Origin of the sequence: Serratia sp. NPDC078593, from assembly GCF_050268245.1 — a bacterium.
In the GTDB taxonomy this organism is placed as follows: Bacteria; Pseudomonadota; Gammaproteobacteria; order Enterobacterales; family Enterobacteriaceae; genus JBNNGK01.
This window is the reverse complement of sequence record NZ_JBNNGK010000002.1, coordinates 133,788-152,404: the sequence shown is the minus strand read 5'-3', so window position 1 is coordinate 152,404 and position 18,617 is coordinate 133,788. Positions and strand designations below refer to the sequence as shown.

General features: G+C 50.7%; 13 protein-coding genes and 6 tRNA genes. 16 read left to right on the top strand and 3 right to left on the bottom strand.

The genetic code is table 11. The features are described 5' to 3' along the window. Positions 1-424: 424 nt before the first annotated feature. Both glnS and nagE read right to left on the bottom strand, forming a co-directional pair. The gene (gene glnS, locus ACQKDS_RS02765) at positions 425-2,092 is read right to left on the bottom strand and encodes a glutamine--tRNA ligase (protein WP_399665506.1); all 1,668 of its coding nucleotides are present in this window, start codon (positions 2,090-2,092) and stop codon (positions 425-427) included. Between the two features lie 248 nt (positions 2,093-2,340). Further along, positions 2,341-4,377, bottom strand: coding sequence for an N-acetylglucosamine-specific PTS transporter subunit IIBC (gene nagE, locus ACQKDS_RS02760; protein ID WP_399665503.1), 2,037 nt, complete (start codon positions 4,375-4,377; stop codon positions 2,341-2,343). Between the two features lie 333 nt (positions 4,378-4,710). On the opposite strand from nagE, the gene nagB reads away from it, so the two are divergent. The 12 genes from nagB (at position 4,711) to ACQKDS_RS02700 (ending at position 13,290) form a co-directional block, all read left to right on the top strand. Continuing rightward, positions 4,711-5,511, top strand: a complete 801-nt coding sequence (gene nagB, locus ACQKDS_RS02755; protein WP_399666216.1) for a glucosamine-6-phosphate deaminase — start codon at positions 4,711-4,713, stop codon at positions 5,509-5,511. Positions 5,512-5,528: 17 nt separating this feature from the next. Continuing rightward, complete coding sequence (gene nagA, locus ACQKDS_RS02750) at positions 5,529-6,668, top strand: N-acetylglucosamine-6-phosphate deacetylase (RefSeq protein ID WP_399665500.1); 1,140 nt, start codon at positions 5,529-5,531, stop codon at positions 6,666-6,668. Positions 6,669-6,694: 26 nt separating this feature from the next. Beyond that, on the top strand, positions 6,695-7,915 hold the full coding sequence (nagC, locus tag ACQKDS_RS02745) for a DNA-binding transcriptional regulator NagC (RefSeq protein WP_399665497.1): 1,221 nt from the start codon (positions 6,695-6,697) through the stop codon (positions 7,913-7,915). A 62-nt stretch (positions 7,916-7,977) separates the two neighbouring features. After that, a complete protein-coding gene (locus tag ACQKDS_RS02740; protein WP_399665494.1) occupies positions 7,978-8,730 on the top strand; it encodes an HAD-IIA family hydrolase in 753 nt (250 codons plus the stop codon). A 324-nt stretch (positions 8,731-9,054) separates the two neighbouring features. Next, complete coding sequence (locus ACQKDS_RS02735) at positions 9,055-10,500, top strand: carbohydrate-binding protein (RefSeq protein ID WP_399665491.1); 1,446 nt, start codon at positions 9,055-9,057, stop codon at positions 10,498-10,500. A gap of 303 nt (positions 10,501-10,803) precedes the next feature. Beyond that, a complete protein-coding gene (gene asnB / locus ACQKDS_RS02730) occupies positions 10,804-12,468 on the top strand; it encodes an asparagine synthase B (RefSeq protein WP_399665488.1) in 1,665 nt (554 codons plus the stop codon). Positions 12,469-12,687: 219 nt separating this feature from the next. After that, positions 12,688-12,764 (top strand) — tRNA-Met (locus tag ACQKDS_RS02725). Between the two features lie 11 nt (positions 12,765-12,775). After that, positions 12,776-12,860, top strand: a tRNA-Leu gene (locus tag ACQKDS_RS02720). 28 nt (positions 12,861-12,888) lie between these two features. Continuing rightward, a tRNA-Gln gene (locus ACQKDS_RS02715) sits at positions 12,889-12,963 on the top strand. A 46-nt stretch (positions 12,964-13,009) separates the two neighbouring features. Further along, positions 13,010-13,084, top strand: a tRNA-Gln gene (locus ACQKDS_RS02710). Between the two features lie 38 nt (positions 13,085-13,122). Beyond that, positions 13,123-13,199 (top strand) — tRNA-Met (locus ACQKDS_RS02705). 16 nt (positions 13,200-13,215) lie between these two features. Further along, positions 13,216-13,290: transfer RNA gene (locus ACQKDS_RS02700), tRNA-Gln, on the top strand. A 102-nt stretch (positions 13,291-13,392) separates the two neighbouring features. On the opposite strand, the gene ubiF is transcribed toward ACQKDS_RS02700, so the two are convergent. After that, complete coding sequence (ubiF, locus tag ACQKDS_RS02695) at positions 13,393-14,574, bottom strand: 3-demethoxyubiquinol 3-hydroxylase (RefSeq protein WP_399665485.1); 1,182 nt, start codon at positions 14,572-14,574, stop codon at positions 13,393-13,395. Between the two features lie 197 nt (positions 14,575-14,771). On the opposite strand from ubiF, the gene miaB reads away from it, so the two are divergent. From miaB to ybeY, 4 genes are all read left to right on the top strand, one after another. Next, positions 14,772-16,208 (top strand): tRNA (N6-isopentenyl adenosine(37)-C2)-methylthiotransferase MiaB, encoded by a 1,437-nt coding sequence (gene miaB, locus ACQKDS_RS02690; protein ID WP_399665482.1) that lies wholly within the window; start codon positions 14,772-14,774, stop codon positions 16,206-16,208. A gap of 94 nt (positions 16,209-16,302) precedes the next feature. Next, positions 16,303-16,638 carry a zinc ribbon domain-containing protein YjdM gene (locus ACQKDS_RS02685; RefSeq protein ID WP_399665479.1) on the top strand — a complete coding sequence of 112 codons (336 nt, stop codon included), beginning with the start codon at positions 16,303-16,305 and terminating at the stop codon, positions 16,636-16,638. A gap of 451 nt (positions 16,639-17,089) precedes the next feature. Next, on the top strand, positions 17,090-18,145 hold the full coding sequence (locus ACQKDS_RS02680) for a PhoH family protein (RefSeq protein WP_399665476.1): 1,056 nt from the start codon (positions 17,090-17,092) through the stop codon (positions 18,143-18,145). Further along, the gene (ybeY, locus tag ACQKDS_RS02675) at positions 18,142-18,615 is read left to right on the top strand and encodes an rRNA maturation RNase YbeY (protein WP_399665473.1); all 474 of its coding nucleotides are present in this window, start codon (positions 18,142-18,144) and stop codon (positions 18,613-18,615) included. Before ACQKDS_RS02680 ends, ybeY begins: the two co-directional genes overlap by 4 nt. The last annotated feature ends 2 nt before the right edge of the window (positions 18,616-18,617 follow it).

Here is an 18,617-nt window from a genome sequence, read left to right as displayed (position 1 = left end):
TGAATGGTTTCAGCCAATTTAAAACAAACACTTATAAACAATAAAAAAGCGCTCGCCAAATGACATTAATTTGCATCACGAATATATAAGCAAGAATTATGAAATGGCTTTTTACATCAAAAAAGTATGAAAGACATAGTGAGTCAGGGTCAATCTGGTTAACCACGGGGGAATAAATCGAACTGCGGGGAAGGTTTTGCCGAGTAGTTGCTTTAAAAAATAAAAAAAGCGCAACCATCGTTGCGCTCAGACTGCTGACAAAGCGAGTTATTAGGGAAAGCGTGGCTGTGGGGTCGTAGTGGCGTAAGCCGCCGGAGCGCCCCTCGCTACGCTAGGCTCGGGTATCTCGGGCCATCAGCCGACTTCATCATCAAGCTCAGCGCAACTGTCGTTACGCTTTTAGCCATTTTATTCCGTTAAACGCTTATGCGCCCACTTTCGCCCAGGTATCACGTAAACCGACCGTCCGGTTGAACACCAGATGCTCTGCCGTCGAATAACGGCTGTCAGCACAGAAATAACCTTCGCGCTCGAATTGATAAGCCTTTTCCGGCTGTGCCGCCACCAGACTGGGCTCAACAAAGCCACGCTTAATGACCAGCGACTCAGGGTTGATGGTAGACAGGAAATCGTCAGCCGCCCCAGGATTAGCTACGCTGAACAAGCGATCGTACAGACGAATTTCTGCAGGCAATGCATGCGCGGCAGAAACCCAGTGGATCACGCCTTTCACTTTACGGCCATCAGCAGGATCTTTGCTCAATGTGTCAGGATCGTAGCTGCAGAAAATAGTGGTAATTTCACCGTCTGCGTCCTTCTCCACTCGCTCAGCTTTAATGACATAAGCATTGCGCAAACGCACTTCCTTACCCAACACCAAACGCTTGTACTGCTTGTTAGCTTCTTCGCGGAAATCAGCACGGTCGATGTAGACTTCGCGGCTGAACGGTACCTGACGGCTGCCCATTTCCGGCTTGCTCGGATGGTTCGGCATCGTGACCATTTCTACCGCGTCTTCCGGCAGGTTCTCAATCACGACTTTAACCGGATCCAGCACCGCCATTGCACGCGGTGCGTTTTCGTTAAGATCGTCGCGAATGCATGATTCCAGCGCCATCATTTCAACATTGTTGTCCTGCTTAGTCACACCGATACGCTGGCAGAATTCGCGGATCGACGCCGCGGTATAGCCGCGACGGCGCAACCCAGAAACGGTCGGCATACGCGGGTCATCCCACCCCTCAACAATCTTCTCGGTAACCAACTGGTTCAGCTTACGCTTAGACATAATGGCGTATTCAAGATTGAGACGCGAGAACTCGTACTGACGCGGATGGCATGGAATCGTGATGTTATCCAAAACCCAGTCATACAAACGACGGTTATCTTGGAATTCCAACGTACACAGCGAATGCGTAATCCCTTCCAAGGCATCGGAAATGCAGTGGGTGAAGTCATACATTGGGTAGATGCACCAAGTATCACCGGTCTGGTGGTGCTCAGCAAACTTCACGCGGTATAACACCGGGTCACGCATCACGATAAACGGTGAGGCCATGTCGATTTTGGCTCGTAAACACGCCGTGCCCTCGGCAAACTCACCGTTACGCATTTTTTCAAACAGCGCCAGATTCTCTTCCACCGAACGATCGCGGAATGGGCTGTTTTTACCCGGCGCTGTTAACGTGCCGCGATATTCACGGATTTGTTCCGGCGACAGCTCGTCAACATAGGCCAAGCCTTTGTTGATCAGCTCAACGGCATACTGATGCAGTTGATCGAAGTAATCCGAGGAATAACGGACATTGCCACTCCAATGGAACCCCAACCACTCAACATCGCGCTTAATTGACTCAACGAATTCGATGTCTTCTTTTACCGGGTTAGTGTCATCGAAACGCAGGTTACACTGGCCTTGATAATCCTTGGCAATACCAAAGTTCAGACAAATGGACTTCGCATGACCAATGTGCAGATAGCCATTAGGCTCAGGCGGAAAGCGGGTATGAACCGCTGAATGTTTACCTGACGCCAGATCTTCGTCGATGATCTGACGGATAAAATTGGTTGGGCGGGCTTCTGCCTCACTCATGTCACTGTTCCTCAAATGCCAAAATGCTTCACATAACCGCCTATAATCCAATAAGCCAAGCGCGGAAACAACCGTTAGTTGCATCAAAAGGGATAAGGTTATACGCCATCCTGCTCCCCCTCACCTTAATAAGCCATTTCCACGCGCCCAGCAAAAAAAGCGGGAAGAGATCGCTCTCCTCCCGCCAACGTCAGGTGCATCACGTCATGACTCGCTAACACCCGGGGTACTACTCAGGTAAAACAAACTTATTTTTGAATCTCGTACAGTGTGGTTTCACCGGCAACCACGTTGCCACTCGCCAATGCCGCCAAACCTGCGTAATCATCAGCATTACTCACCACCACTGGGCTTATCATTGAGCGTGCATTGGCGTTCAAGAATGCCAAATCCATCTCGAGAATTGGCTGCCCTGCTTTCACTTCAGCCCCTTCTTCAACCAGACGTTTAAAGCCCTGCCCTTCTAACGCCACGGTATCGATCCCCATGTGCACCACAATTTCCGCCCCTTTGTCTGTTTCCAGACAGAAAGCATGATTGGTGTTGAAGATTTTCACCACGGTGCCATCAGCAGGCGCAACAACGATATTGTCGGTCGGGCGAATCGCTAGGCCGTCACCCACCGCTTTACTCGCAAAGGCTTCATCCGGTACTTGATCCAAGGCAATCACTTCACCGCTGACCGGCGCAACCAACGCCTCCAACACGGCTTTAGGGGCATTTGCCACCGCCTGCGGTTTGGTTTCCGTCGCTACTGCCGCTGCTGGTGCCGCCGCAGCGGGTACTGGACCAGCAGCCACAACCTTGCGCATTGCGCTGGCGATCAGCTCAGCACGGGTACCAACGATGACCTGTACACTTTGTTTGTTAAGGCGAATCACACCGGATGCCCCCAAACGTTTCGCAACGGCATCATTAACCAGCGCAGAGTCTTTCACATTCAGACGCAAGCGGGTGATACATGCATCAATACCAGTCAGGTTATCAGAGCCCCCGATAGCACCGACATAACGGCGCGCTACGGTCGTCGTTTCATCCTCATCCTTACCTGCAGAGGCATCAACATTGACGTCATAACCGTCTGTTTCGTCACCGGCAACCGCCAATTCACGACCTGGGGTCATCAAATTAAATTTGTTGATAGTGAAGCGGAACACCACGTAGTAAATAACAAAGAAGACTAAACCTTGTGGGATCAGCATGTACCAGTGAGTTGCTAACGGGTTACGCGATGACAGCACCATATCGACCAAGCCGGCGCTGAAACCGAAACCGGCAATCCAATGCATGCTCGCCGCGATGAAGACCGAAATACCGGTCAACACAGCGTGAATGACATACAACACCGGCGCCACGAACATGAAGGAGAATTCCAGCGGTTCGGTGATACCGGTGAAGAAGGCCGCGAAAGCCGCAGCCATCATAATACCGGCCACTTTGGCTTTATTCTCTGGGCGGGCACAGTGATAAATAGCCAATGCCGCCCCCGGCAAACCAAACATCATGATCGGGAAGAAGCCAGCCTGATAACGGCCGGTAATACCGACCACCGCTTTACCTGCTTCGATAGATTGCTGGCCACCAAGGAAGTTAGGAATATCATTGATACCCGCGACATCGAACCAGAATACGGAGTTCAACGCATGGTGCAGACCTACTGGGATCAACAGACGGTTGAAGAATGCATAAATACCGGCACCCACCGATCCCATTTTCTGGATGTGCTCACCAAAGTTCACCAGACCGTTAAAGATGACCGGCCAGATATACATCAGAATGAAGGCAACCAGAATCATCAGGAAGGAGATGAGAATAGGAACCAAACGGCGACCGCTGAAGAACGACAGCGCTTTTGGCAGCTCAACGCTGCTGAAACGGTTATAGATCTCGGCGGAAATAATACCGACCAGAATACCAACGAACTGGTTTTCAATTTTGCCAAAAGCGGCAGGAACCTGATCGAGTGGGATTTTTTGGATCATCGACACAGCGGCCGGTGAACAGAGGGTGGTCAAAACCAGGAAGCCGACGAAACCGGTCAGCGCAGCAGCACCGTCTTTATCTTTCGACATCCCATAAGCGACACCAATGGCAAACAGCACCGACATATTATCGATGATGGCTGAACCAGATTTAATAAAGAAAGCAGCCAGAGCGTTATCACCGCCCCAACCAACAGGGTCAATCCAATACCCGACGCCCATCAAAATTGCTGCGGCAGGTAGCGTGGCGACCGGAACCATCAAGGCCCGCCCCACTTTTTGTAAATAACTAAGAATGTTCACCTTTTCCCCCTATTCGTCCGCAGACGGACCCTTTAGTAGTTTATTGAGACAAGCTCACTACCTTTTAGAAATAACGTATTGCATGTGTCACTCATGCGGAGTGTAAAAAAATTATTTCGTATCGCAAATTAAAACCTCATTTTTTGTGATAAATATCACCAAAAAGGTGTCTTAAGTTGCCAGATTGCTAGCCATCACACAAAACTTATTTTATCATTCAAAAAATCAACTTAACCGGCTTTTAGCGCGGAGAACATAAAGCTGAATTACGCTTAATGCATCTGCTAAAGCGCGTACAGTATAGCCATAATTTACTTACCCAAGAGGTGTATGATGAGACTTATCCCACTGAAAGATAATGCACAAGTTGGCAAATGGGCCGCCCGCCATATCGTGCAGCGTATCAATGCGTTCAAACCAACGGCAGATCGCCCGTTCGTACTGGGCTTGCCAACCGGTGGTACACCGCTTGAAGCATACAAACATCTGATTGCGATGCACAAAGCAGGTGAAGTAAGCTTTAAGCATGTTGTCACCTTCAACATGGATGAATACGTTGGCCTGCCGCAGGAACACCCGGAAAGCTATCATACCTTCATGTATCGCAATTTCTTTGATCATGTTGATATTCCAAGTGAAAACATTAACTTATTGAACGGAAATGCGCCGGATGTCGACGCTGAATGCCGTCAGTACGAAGAAAAAATCAAGTCTTACGGTAAAATCCACCTGTTTATGGGCGGCGTAGGCATTGATGGCCATATCGCATTTAACGAACCGGCATCTTCTCTGGCTTCACGTACCCGTATCAAAACGCTAACTGAAGATACCCGTATTGCTAACTCACGCTTCTTCGGCGGCGATGTCAGCCAGGTACCTAAATATGCATTAACCGTTGGCGTAGGCACATTGCTGGATGCAGAAGAAGTAATGATTTTGGTCACCGGCCACGGCAAGGCGCAAGCGCTGGAAGCGGCGGTGGAAGGCAACATCAACCACCTGTGGACCATCAGTTGCCTGCAACTCCACGCAAAAGCAGTGGTGGTGTGTGATGAACCGTCCACAATGGAGCTAAAAGTCAAAACCGTTAAATATTTCCGCGAGTTAGAAGCGGAAAATATGAAGAATCTTTAATTTTTTCAGGGGGCTACATGTTCGCTTTAACCCACAGCCGCATTTATACCGGCCACGACGTGCTTGATGACCATGCGGTAATCATTGCCGATGGTCTGATTGAACGAGTTTGCCCGATGGCAGAATTACCCGCGGGCATCGAAACGCGCGATCTGGGTGGCGCCATGTTAGCCCCCGGTTTTATTGATATTCAATTAAATGGTTGCGGCGGCGTGCAGTTTAACGACTCATTAGACGCCATTTCAGAGCAAACGCTGGAGATCATGCAGCGTGCCAATGAAAAATCGGGCTGCACCAGCTATTTACCGACGCTGATCACCAGCAGCGATGAATTTATGAAGCACAGCATCAACGTGATGCGCGCTTATCTGGAAAAACACGCCAATCAGGCGCTGGGGCTGCATTTGGAGGGGCCGTATCTCAGCCCGGTTAAAAAAGGCACCCACAACCCAGAATTTATCCGAAAAGCAGACCGCGAGATGGTCGATTATCTGTGTGCAAACGCCGATGTGATCGCCAAGGTGACACTTGCGCCAGAAATGGTAGAGCCCCACTTTATCAAGCAGCTTCGTGACGCCGGGATTGTGGTCTCTGCGGGCCACTCTAATGCGACCTACGAGCAGGCACGCACCGGTTTTGCCGCCGGTATTAGCTTCGCCACTCACCTGTATAACGCCATGCCTTATATTACCGGACGTGAGCCGGGTCTGATGGGCGCAATTTTCGATACACCTGAAGTGTATAGCGGCATTATCGCCGACGGCCATCATGTCGCCTGGGCGAGTATCCGTAACGCTAAACGCATTAAAGGTGATAAATTAGTTCTGGTTACCGATGCCACGGCGCCAGCAGGTGCAGATATTGACCAATTTATTTTCGCTGGTAAAACCATATACTATCGTGATGGGTTGTGCGTAGATGAGAAGGGTACATTAAGCGGCTCGGCACTGACGATGATTGAAGCGGTACAAAACAGCGTCGAGCATGTCGGTATTGCCTTGGACGAAGCGCTGCGTATGGCAACGCTCTATCCAGCACGCGCCATCGGGGTAGACCAACAGTTAGGCAGTATCGAAGCCGGTAAAGTGGCAAACCTGACCGCATTCGACCGCGATTTCTGCATCACCCAAACTCTCGTTAACGGTAACGAGGTTTAATCAATGAACAGCGAGTAAATTTATTAATGAGCACTGGCGGGCAGGCACAGATAGGCAATGTTGATTTAGTTAAACAACTTAACGGCGCAGCAGTTTATCGCCTTATTGACCAACAAGGGCCGATTTCGCGGATTCAAATTGCTGAACTGAGCCAGCTTGCGCCTGCCAGCGTAACTAAAATTACTCGCCAGCTGTTGGAGCGCGGGTTGATTAAAGAAGTTGATCAACAAGCCTCCACCGGTGGCCGCCGCGCTATTTCCATTGTCAGTGAAACTCGCCATTTCCACACCGTCGCCGTACGGCTTGGCCGCCACGATGCCACTATCACACTGTATGACATGAGCGGCAAATCGCTTGGCGAAGAACATTATCCCCTGCCAGAGCGTACACAAGAAACGCTGGAAAATGCGTTGTTCAACGCCATTGCACAATTTATTGAGGGTTATCAGCGCAAGTTGCGCGAACTGATTGCCATTTCCGTCATTCTGCCCGGGCTGGTTGATCCCGCCCTGGGGGTTGTGCGTTACATGCCACACATCAGCGTCAACAATTGGGCATTGGTCGATAACTTACAGCAGCGTTTCAACGTGACCAGCTTTGTCGGCCACGATATTCGCAGCCTGGCACTGGCGGAACACTACTTCGGTGCCACCCGCGATTGTGAAGATTCCATTTTAGTTCGCTTGCACCGTGGCACTGGTGCGGGAATTATCGTTAACAGCCAAATTTTCCTTGGTAACAACGGTAACGTAGGCGAGATCGGCCATATCCAAATCGATCCGCTTGGCGAACGTTGCCACTGCGGCAATTTCGGCTGCCTGGAAACCGTTGCCGCCAACGCGGCGATTGAGCAGCGCGTACGCCAATTGCTCACGCAGGGTTACCCCAGTAAACTCACTCTCGATGACTGCGGCATTAATGCTATCTGCAAAGCCGCTAATCGCGGCGATCTGCTGGCTGTAGAAGTGATTGAACACGTTGGTCGCTATCTCGGGAAAGCGGTGGCTATCGCTATTAACCTATTTAATCCACAAAAAGTGGTCATCGCCGGTGAAATTACCGAAGCAAAAAAAGTTCTGTTACCGGCCATTCAAAGCTGCATCAACAACCAGGTGCTGAAAGATTTCCGCAAAAACCTGCCGATCGTGACGTCTGAGCTCAATCATCGTTCAGCGATTGGTGCTTTTGCGCTGGCAAAACGCGCCATGCTTAACGGCGTGTTGTTACAGCGGTTGTTAGAAAGCTAACTCACATCCCGGCGGGCTTTTCAGCGCCAATATTGCCCGCGTCATAATGAGACTCCGTAACAATGACCATTAAAAACGTTATCTGTGATATCGACGGCGTGCTGATGCATGACAATACCGCCGTTCCCGGCGCCGATCTGTTCCTGGCTCGAATTCAAGAGCAGAATATGCCGCTGGTAATGTTGACCAATTATCCGTCGCAAACCGCGCAGGATCTGGCCAACCGCTTTGCCGCCGCCGGGCTTGACGTACCTGAAAATGCTTTTTATACCTCCGCGATGGCCACTGCCGATTTCTTGCGCCGTCAGGAAGGCAAAAAAGCCTATGTGGTTGGCGAAGGCGCATTGATTCACGAACTTTATAAAGCAGGTTTTACCATTACTGACATCAATCCTGATTTTGTCATTGTCGGTGAGACGCGTTCATATAACTGGGACATGATCCATAAAGCCTCATACTTCGTGAATAACGGCGCGCGCTTTATTGCGACCAATCCCGATACCCATGGCCACGGTTTTGTCCCCGCCTGTGGTGCTTTATGCGCTCCCATCGAAAAAATCACCGGCCGCAAACCCTTTTACGTGGGTAAACCAAGCCCATGGATTATCCGCGCCGCACTGAATAAAATGCAGGCGCACTCAGAAGAAACGGTGATCGTCGGCGATAATCTGCGTACCGATATTCTGGCCGGTTTCCAAGCTGGGTTAGAAACCATCCTGGTGCTCTCCGGGGTATCGAAGCTGAACGATATAGAAAGTATGCCGTTCCGTCCGAGCTTTATCTTCCCTTCCGTAGCCGATATTAATATTTTCTAATCTTGATGGCGGTAAGTATGACCGCCATCAATTTTCTCACAGGTCTGCCGTAAGGTATCCGCCCCCCTTTAGAACCTTCACTTTGCATTGTGGCGACGAGCCAAGTCATTCCGATGAATGCTCTCCCATCAGTGATTTAGCCAACTCAATGTGACCAATAAAGATGTCGTTTGAAGTATAACGATCATAGTGAATTTTATTTATTTCAAGTCGCTAAATGTTTCACTCCGGTCTAGCCTAAATCAAGCATTATAAATATACGCTTAATTCGATAACCATTTCGGCAAGCGAATATTTATTTTACATAAACCAAACGAGGCTATAATGAATTCAAATACAGAAAATGTGCTGTTTAACGACGCGGCATCCAGCATGCCCGATATGTCGAATAAAAAAATCATGATGGGTTTTTGGCATAATTGGCAGGCGGGCACCAGCGACGGCTATCAACAGGGTCAGTTTATGAATATGGATCTGACCGATATTCCAGAAGATTACAATGTGGTCGCCGTCGCCTTTATGAAAGGCGAAGGGATCCCAACGTTTAAGCCGTATAATTTGAGCGATACCGAATTCCGCCGCCAGGTTGGCGTGCTGAACAGCCAAGGCCGTGCCGTGTTGATTTCCCTTGGCGGTGCCGATGCTCATATCGAACTTAAAAACGGCGATGAAGATAAACTGAAAGATGAAATTATTCGCTTGGTTGAAACATACGGTTTTGATGGTTTGGATATTGACCTTGAGCAAGCCGCCATTGGAGCAGCGGATAATAAAACCGTATTACCTGCCGCACTAAAAAGCGTGAAAGATCATTATGCTGCGCAGGGTAAAAACTTTATTATCAGCATGGCGCCTGAATTCCCCTACTTGCGTACTAATGGTACTTACCTCGATTATATTAGTGCCCTTGAAGGTTATTACGACTTTATCGCCCCGCAATATTATAATCAGGGTGGCGACGGTATTTGGGTTGATGAGATCAACAGCTGGATTACCCAAAACAATGACGCAATGAAAGAGGACTTTTTGTATTACCTGACTGAAAGTCTGGTTACCGGTACGCGTGGCTATACCCGCATTCCGGCGAATAAATTTGTCATTGGCCTGCCAAGTAACGTTGATGCCGCCGCCACCGGTTATGTGGTCGATCCTCAAGCGGTTTACAAGGCATTTAGCCGCCTTGATGCCAAGGGATTATCAATTAAAGGCCTAATGACGTGGTCAGTAAACTGGGATAACGGTAAAAGCAAAAGCGGCGTGGCCTACAATTGGGAATTCAGCAAACGCTATACTGCACTGATTCAAGGTGGCGTCATTCCGCCACAGCCGGAAAAACCTAACGCACCGACAGCGTTGACCGTCTCTAATCTGACCACCAACTCATTGGAATTGAGCTGGACGGCCGCCACTGGCCCTAACCCTATTGCCAGTTACAGCGTATTCCGTGACGGCAATGCCATTGGCCAAACCAGCGCGCTACGCCTGCAAGAAAACGGCCTGACGCCGAATACGCAATACAGTTATTTCGTGACCGCGACCGATGACAAAGGCAACCAATCCCTCCCGAGCAGCACGCTGGCAGTCAAAACCGCCGATGACGGCACGACACCGCCGGATCCCGGTGTAGCCGAATGGGAAAACAGCCATGCTTACAACGCGGGTGACGTGGTGACCTACAAAGGTAAAAAATATACCTGTATTCAGGCTCACACATCTAACCTAGGTTGGACGCCGGATGTCGCTTTCACCTTATGGCAACCGATCGCCTAATTTTGTAATAATCATCACTAATTAATATAACCCTTGCCTTGCCGCCTATAATTCTGGCGGTAAGGCTTATTTATTGCCGTTTCGATAATTTTAATGGCAAAAAATTGCACATTCTCTCGATTTCAATTCTAAGCAAACAACTATTTTTCGCTGATAGGTTAAAACACTTGCATCTCTCTCTACTTTTGACGCATTTTCATAAATACAGTGCAGCAAAGCCACGCCAATCTTGGCTGTCAGGCCTACTGCCCATAACAGCAAAGCAACATTACAGTCTATGAAACATCGTTTAGGAGAGTGGGTATGTGTTCTATTTTTGGTGTGCTCGATCTGAAGTCCGATCCGCAAGAATTGCGTAAAAAAGCGCTGGAAATGTCTCGGCTAATGCGTCATCGCGGCCCGGACTGGTCTGGTGTTTACGCCAGTGATAAAGCCATTCTGGCGCACGAGCGCTTATCTATTGTTGATGTGAACAACGGCGCTCAACCACTGTATAACGCGGCACACACCCACATACTGGCGGTTAATGGGGAAATCTATAACCATCAGGCGCTACGTCAAAAATTGAGTGACCGCTACGATTTCCAAACCGGTTCCGACTGTGAAGTCATCTTGGCGTTGTATCAGGAAAAAGGCGCTGATTTCCTTGACGATCTACAAGGTATGTTCGCTTTCGCACTGTATGATACAGAAAAAGACGCCTACCTGATTGGCCGTGACCATTTGGGCATCATCCCGCTGTACATGGGTCACGATGAACACGGCAACCTGTTTGTTGCATCAGAAATGAAAGCGTTAGTGCCCGTTTGCCGCACCATTAAAGAATTCCCTGCCGGTAGCTACTTATCGAGCCAAGACGGCGAAATTCGCGAATATTACCAACGCGACTGGTTCGATTTCGAAAACGTGCAAGATAACGTCACCGACGCTAACGCCCTGCGCAATGCACTGGAAGATGCAGTAAAAAGTCACCTAATGTCTGATGTCCCTTACGGTGTACTGCTGTCTGGCGGGTTGGATTCCTCGGTTATTTCTGCTGTCACCAAAAAATACGCAGCGCGCCGTGTCGAAGACAATGAGCGCAGCGAAGCCTGGTGGCCACAGCTGCACTCTTTCGCTGTCGGCTTACAAGGCTCACCCGATCTGCGGGCAGCACAAGAGGTGGCTAACCATCTGGGCACCGTACACCATGAGATTCACTTCACCGTGCAAGAAGGGCTGGATGCCATTCGCGATGTGATTTATCACATTGAAACCTACGACGTGACCACCATCCGCGCCTCAACGCCGATGTACCTGATGTCACGAAAAATCAAAGCAATGGGGATCAAAATGGTGTTGTCCGGTGAAGGTGCCGATGAGGTCTTCGGCGGCTACCTGTACTTCCACAAGGCCCCCAATGCGCAACAGTTCCACGAAGAGACCGTGCGTAAACTGCTGGCGCTACACATGTACGACTGCGCACGTGCCAACAAAGCCATGTCCGCTTGGGGGGTGGAAGCCCGCGTGCCGTTCCTGGATAAAAACTTCCTTGATGTCGCGATGCGTATCAACCCGAAAGACAAAATGTGCGGCCAAGGTAAAATGGAGAAACATATCATCCGTGAATGTTTTGAATCTTATCTGCCGGCAAGCGTGGCCTGGCGTCAAAAAGAACAGTTCTCAGACGGTGTTGGCTACAGCTGGATTGATACGCTAAAAGAGGTGGCAGCGCAGCAAATCAGCGATCAACAACTCGAAACCGCCAGTTTCCGCTTCCCGTACAATACGCCAACGTCCAAAGAAGGTTATTTGTACCGCGAGATCTTTGAAGAACTCTTCCCGCTACCGAGCGCAGCAGAATGTGTGCCCGGCGGGCCTTCAGTCGCCTGCTCTTCAGCTAAGGCCATCGAATGGGATGAATCCTTCAAAACGATGGATGATCCATCTGGTCGTGCCGTCGGCGTACACCAATCGGCTTACCAATAAGCAATAAGGCTTTTCATCATCGGCGGGTCAGAAGGCCCGCCCTTTTGTTGATGTTTTCAACCATTAATTGCCCGAACTGGCTATTTTATCACCATACTGTTCACAACCCAGACAAACGGCACTTTCCTGCGCTTTTTTGGGAAAAAACTTGTTGACGCAAAACGGCCATATACGCATAATGCGCCCCGCAACGCAGATGAAGGCGAAGCAAAAAAAGAGGGCTACGTAGCTCAGTTGGTTAGAGCACATCACTCATAATGATGGGGTCACAGGTTCGAATCCCGTCGTAGCCACCATCTTTTTTTTTGCGGGAGTGGCGAAATTGGTAGACGCACCAGATTTAGGTTCTGGCGCCGCAAGGTGTGCGAGTTCAAGTCTCGCCTCCCGCACCATTCGCTTCCATCTACGTAACTCTGCAAATGGGGTATCGCCAAGCGGTAAGGCACCGGTTTTTGATACCGGCATTCCCTGGTTCGAATCCAGGTACCCCAGCCATTTTCATCAGGAAAATGCGTATAAAGCAGAAGATTTGTTAAGTTGGTGGGGTATCGCCAAGCGGTAAGGCACCGGTTTTTGATACCGGCATTCCCTGGTTCGAATCCAGGTACCCCAGCCATACAACAGCTTGCAAATCCATACGGTAAAAATCACCCTGGCTACGTAGCTCAGCTGGTTAGAGCACATCACTCATAATGATGGGGTCACAGGTTCAAATCCCGTCGTAGCCACCATTTTTACTGACACTTTTGGGGTGTCGCCAAGCGGTAAGGCTCTGGTTTCTGATACCAGCATACCCAGGTTCGAATCCTGGCACCCCAGCCATATTTAGAAAAGCCCACTTCGGTGGGCTTTTCGCATTTCTACGTTTGGTTACGTGGTCTTAATGTGGGCGCGCCATGCGAGCCCCACAAAAAATCGCTGCGGCTACAGCCCAAGCGCATATTTCAAGGCTTTTTGTTTCAGGATACCCGCTCGCTCGGCAGCCATTAGCGCCAAATTGCGCACCACGCTCAGCGGGGCCAGGTTATTGCTGAATGCGGTATAGAACAGATCCATACCGCTTTGCATTATCCTATTGTCGGTACGGCGCTGCCGCTGGTATCGTAACAGTACTTCTTCACTAGACCATGACTCACCCAATTCACGCGCCGAAATTAAAACCGTCAGCAACGCGTCTACGTCGCGATATCCTAGATTTACCCCCTGCCCAGCTAACGGATTGATGGTGTGTGCCGCATCGCCCACTAAAGCTAACCCAGGTTGCACATAACGTTGCGCATGCCGACGCACCAGCGGGAAAGAGCCAGCCGCATGCGCCTTTACCGCGCCAAGCCGCGTTGGGAAGGCTTGAGCAATCTCCTGCTCCAATTGCGCCATGGATAAACCCTGTAACTGACGAATGCGCTGTGGGCTGTCATACCACACCAACGACGCCCAATCATCGTACAACGGCAGAAAAGCACGCGGGCCAGACGGGAAGAACTGCTGCCAGGTCACATCCTGTTGCGGTGCCGCCGTTTGCACCGTTATCAGCATGCAGGACTGGCGATACTGCCAACCACTGGTGCCGATCGCGGCCCATTGACGCACCTGCGATTTTGCCCCATCGGCACCAATCACCAGGTCCGCCGCTAATACTTCGCCGCAGTCCAGTGTCACCAACCAACCTTCCCCCTCGCGCTGCAAGGCGTGTAATTTAGCGGGGCAACGTAAGGTTAAATTGGCACACTGCGCCAATTGCTGCCACAGAGCCAATTGCAGAATGCGGTTTTCTACCATAAACCCTAGCTCTGGCAAACCTAACTCTGCCGCGTCAAATGCCACTCGCGCGGATTGCCACTCCCAGGTTTCCAAGCGTCGATAGGGTGCCGAGCGCATCTGTTGTACCGCCGCCCAAGCGCCCATCTGCTTTAGCAAGGCGACCGAGGCACAACCAATGGCCGAAATACGCAAATCGGGCGCACTCTGTGGCTCGAACGCTGCTGGCGGCTGATGCTCCAGCATCGTTACCGAAAAACCCGCCTGTGCCAGCCCCAGCGCGGCTGCCGCCCCCACCATTCCCCCGCCGATTACCACGACGTCACTGCGTTTTTGAGAAGTCTTCATGTTTGGTTATGCTTATGAGTTATTTGCCGCCGCCCCACCCGAAACGGCATTTTGTGCCAGTGTACCGGATTTTATCGCGGGCTTCAGGTCACACCGCGTTTTCCCCACGCTGGTCACAACCGCATCAAGTGTTTACAATAAGCGCCCTGCAATGTCGCTAATGCACCTTTTGCACCGCACTGATTAATGGCTATTCAATGATGAAGAAACTACATATCAAAACCTGGGGCTGCCAGATGAACGAATACGATTCATCAAAAATGGCAGATTTACTGGGAAGCACGCACGGTTATCAATGGACCGACAACCCTGAAGACGCGGATGTGTTGCTGCTGAATACCTGCTCGATCCGTGAAAAAGCACAGGAAAAAGTTTTCGGCATGTTGGGCCGCTGGAAGTTGCTGAAAGAAAAGAATCCCGATCTGATTATCGGCGTTGGCGGCTGCGTCGCCTCACAAGAAGGCGAACATATTCGCCAGCGAGCGCCCTGCGTAGACGTAATTTTTGGGCCACAAACCCTACATCGCCTGCCAGAGATGATTAATCACGTCCAAGGCACCCGTAGCCCGATTGTCGATATCAGCTTCCCGGAAATCGAGAAGTTTGATCGCCTGCCCGAGCCACGAGCCGAAGGCCCAACCGCCTATGTCTCCATAATGGAAGGCTGTAATAAATACTGTACGTTCTGCGTGGTGCCCTATACCCGTGGCGAAGAAGTCAGCCGCCCAAGCGACGATGTGTTGTTTGAAATCGCCCAGTTGGCCGCACAAGGCGTGCGCGAGGTTAACCTGCTGGGGCAAAACGTGAATGCGTATCGCGGCGCCACCTATGACGGCGATATCTGTTCGTTCGCCGAGCTGTTGCGGCTGGTTTCCGCCATTGACGGCATCGATCGCATTCGCTTCACCACCAGCCATCCGATTGAATTCACCGATGATATCATCGAGGTCTATCAAGATACGCCTGAGTTGGTCAGCTTCCTGCACCTTCCCGTGCAAAGCGGCTCCGATCGCGTATTGACCATGATGAAACGTGCGCACACGGCACTGGAATATAAAGCTATCATCCGTAAACTGCGCAAAGCGCGGCCGAACATTCAGATCAGTTCCGACTTTATCATTGGCTTCCCGGGGGAAACCCAAGCCGATTTTGAACAAACGATGAATTTGATCGCCGAAGTCAACTTCGATACCAGTTACAGTTTTATCTATTCGTCTCGCCCGGGTACACCAGCGGCAGACATGGTGGATGACGTCACCGAAGATGAGAAAAAACAGCGTCTGTATATCTTGCAGGAGCGTATTCTGCAACAGGCCATGCGCTTCAGCCGCCAAATGCTTGGCACGGTGCAGCGGGTATTGGTCGAAGGCACCTCGCGTAAAAACGTGATGGAGCTCGCCGGGCGCACCGAATGTAACCGCATGGTGAACTTTGAAGGCACACCCGACATGATCGGTCAATTTGTCGATCTGGAAATTACAGAGGTACGGACTAACTCACTGCGTGGTGTCGTCGTGCGTACCGAACAGCAGATGGATCTGCGCGTACATGAATCCCCGCACTCGGTGATTGCCCGTACCCGCAAAGAAGATGCGCTCGGTGTCGGCACTTACCAACCTACGCCTCAAACTTAACGCAGCACTCTAGCGTAAAACTCATTATTTCTCCGCCGGGCTTGCATGTCCGGCGATGTTCTTGTTTGTTTTTTTATTAAGAGGCAACAGCATTATGCAACTCCCACACTGCCCGAAGTGTCATTCTGAATATACTTATCAAGACGGCGACATGTATGTATGCCCGGAGTGCGCTCACGAATGGAACGACCACAGCACGGCACAGGAAGACGATGTACTGGTGGTGAAAGATGCCAACGGTAACCTGCTGGCGGATGGCGATGCCGTCACCGTTATCAAGGATTTGAAGGTCAAAGGCAGTTCTTCGATGCTGAAAATCGGTACCAAAGTCAAAAATATTCGTCTGGTCGAAGGCGATCACAATATTGATTGCAAAATTGACGGTTTTGGCCCGATGAAGCTGAAATCCGAGTTTGTGAAGAAAAACTAATCCCGCTGATTTTCGCAAGTAACGGGCTCACCGTGCCGAATGCCGTTCAGTTAATCCTGACCGGCATTTTTTACAACCTGATGCCCTGTCCTTGAGCCGGACGTTAGTTAGCGCCGTACAGGGTAATGCGTGGCATAAGCCTGTTATCCTGAAGCTGCCACATACGCGCTTAAGGCCTAGACTCTACCGCGGTATTTCATGTTCGAGCGATAACCCGCGGATCATGCCCAGCGCTACGCGCTATCACTAACGGAGCGCCATCACGCCATGTTTTTCATGCTCAGCCCTTGAATTTCCAGGCCAGCGCACAGATAGAGAAGAGGTAAACTTGCGCGCTGGCCGTACACCATGAATAATTCATCGTATACGGCTCAGATTTGCTCTGAACGCGCGCATCGTGAGCACGTAACTTTGACATCAACCAGGCCCGATAGGAGCCTTGAGGATTCGTTTGAACGTCGCAACACAAGAAATTTTGTTAGAGCCCGCAGACAACAAGCGCTTGCTCAGCCTGTGCGGCCCATTTGATGACAACATCAAACAGCTTGAACGTCGATTAGGCATTGAAATTAACCGGCGTGACAACCGCTTTAAACTGGTCGGCAAGAACCCGTGCGTGGTGGCCGCCGCAGATATTCTGCGCCATCTGTATGTGGATACCGCCCCGATTCGCGGCATCATACCGGACATCGACCCGGAACAGATTCATCTGGCTATCAAAGAAAGCCGCGTGCTGGAGCAGGTTGCCGACAGCGTGCCCGACTATGGTAAAGCGGTCAATATCAAAACCAAGCGTGGCATGGTTAAACCGCGCACGCCAAATCAGGCGCAGTACATCGCCAATATTCTTGATCATGATATTACCTTTGGTATCGGCCCGGCCGGTACCGGTAAGACCTATCTGGCGGTGGCCGCGGCGGTTGACGCACTGGAACGTCAGGATGTTCGCCGTATTTTACTGACGCGTCCAGCGGTTGAGGCCGGTGAAAAGCTCGGCTTCCTGCCGGGCGATCTCAGCCAAAAGGTCGATCCGTACCTGCGCCCGCTGTATGACGCACTGTTTGAAATGTTGGGCTTTGAACGCGTTGAAAAACTCATCGAACGCAATGTGATCGAGGTTGCGCCGCTGGCCTATATGCGTGGCCGTACGCTGAATGATGCCTTTATCATTTTGGACGAGAGCCAAAATACCACCATCGAACAGATGAAAATGTTCCTGACACGTATTGGCTTCAACTCCAAGGCGGTGATCACCGGTGACGTAACGCAGATTGACCTGCCACGCAATCAGAAATCCGGCCTGCGCCATGCCGTAGAAGTGTTGTCTGAAGTGGAAGAGATCAGTTTTAACTTCTTCCACAGCGAAGACGTAGTGCGCCACCCGGTAGTCGCACGCGTTGTTATCGCTTATGAAGCCTGGGAAGCCGCCGAGCAGAAGCGCAAAGACGCCATTGCGGAGCAGCGTAAACGCGAGGCGCAAACCGCCTCTGAGCAGGAGGCACCGTGAGCCAGGTCATCCTAGACTTACAAATTGCCTGTGAAGACAATAGTGGTTTGCCCGATGAAAAAACCTTCCAACGCTGGCTTGAAGGCGTATTGCCACAGTTTCAAGAAGAAGCCGAGGTCACCATACGCCTGGTCGATGAGGTTGAAAGCAACACACTAAACTTGACCTATCGCGGCAAAGATAAACCAACCAATGTGTTATCGTTTCCGTTTGAAGCGCCCCCCGGCGTGGAGCTCCCTCTGCTTGGCGATCTGATCATTTGTCGGCAGGTCGTTGAACAGGAAGCGGTTGAACAAGCCAAAACGCTGGAAGCACACTGGGCGCATATGGTTGTCCACGGCAGCCTTCATCTGCTAGGGTATGACCACATCGAAGACGATGAAGCCGAAGAAATGGAGTCTTTGGAAACCGAGATTATGCAGGATCTGGGCTACCCAGACCCATACCTTGCGGAAAAAGACCCCACTTAAAC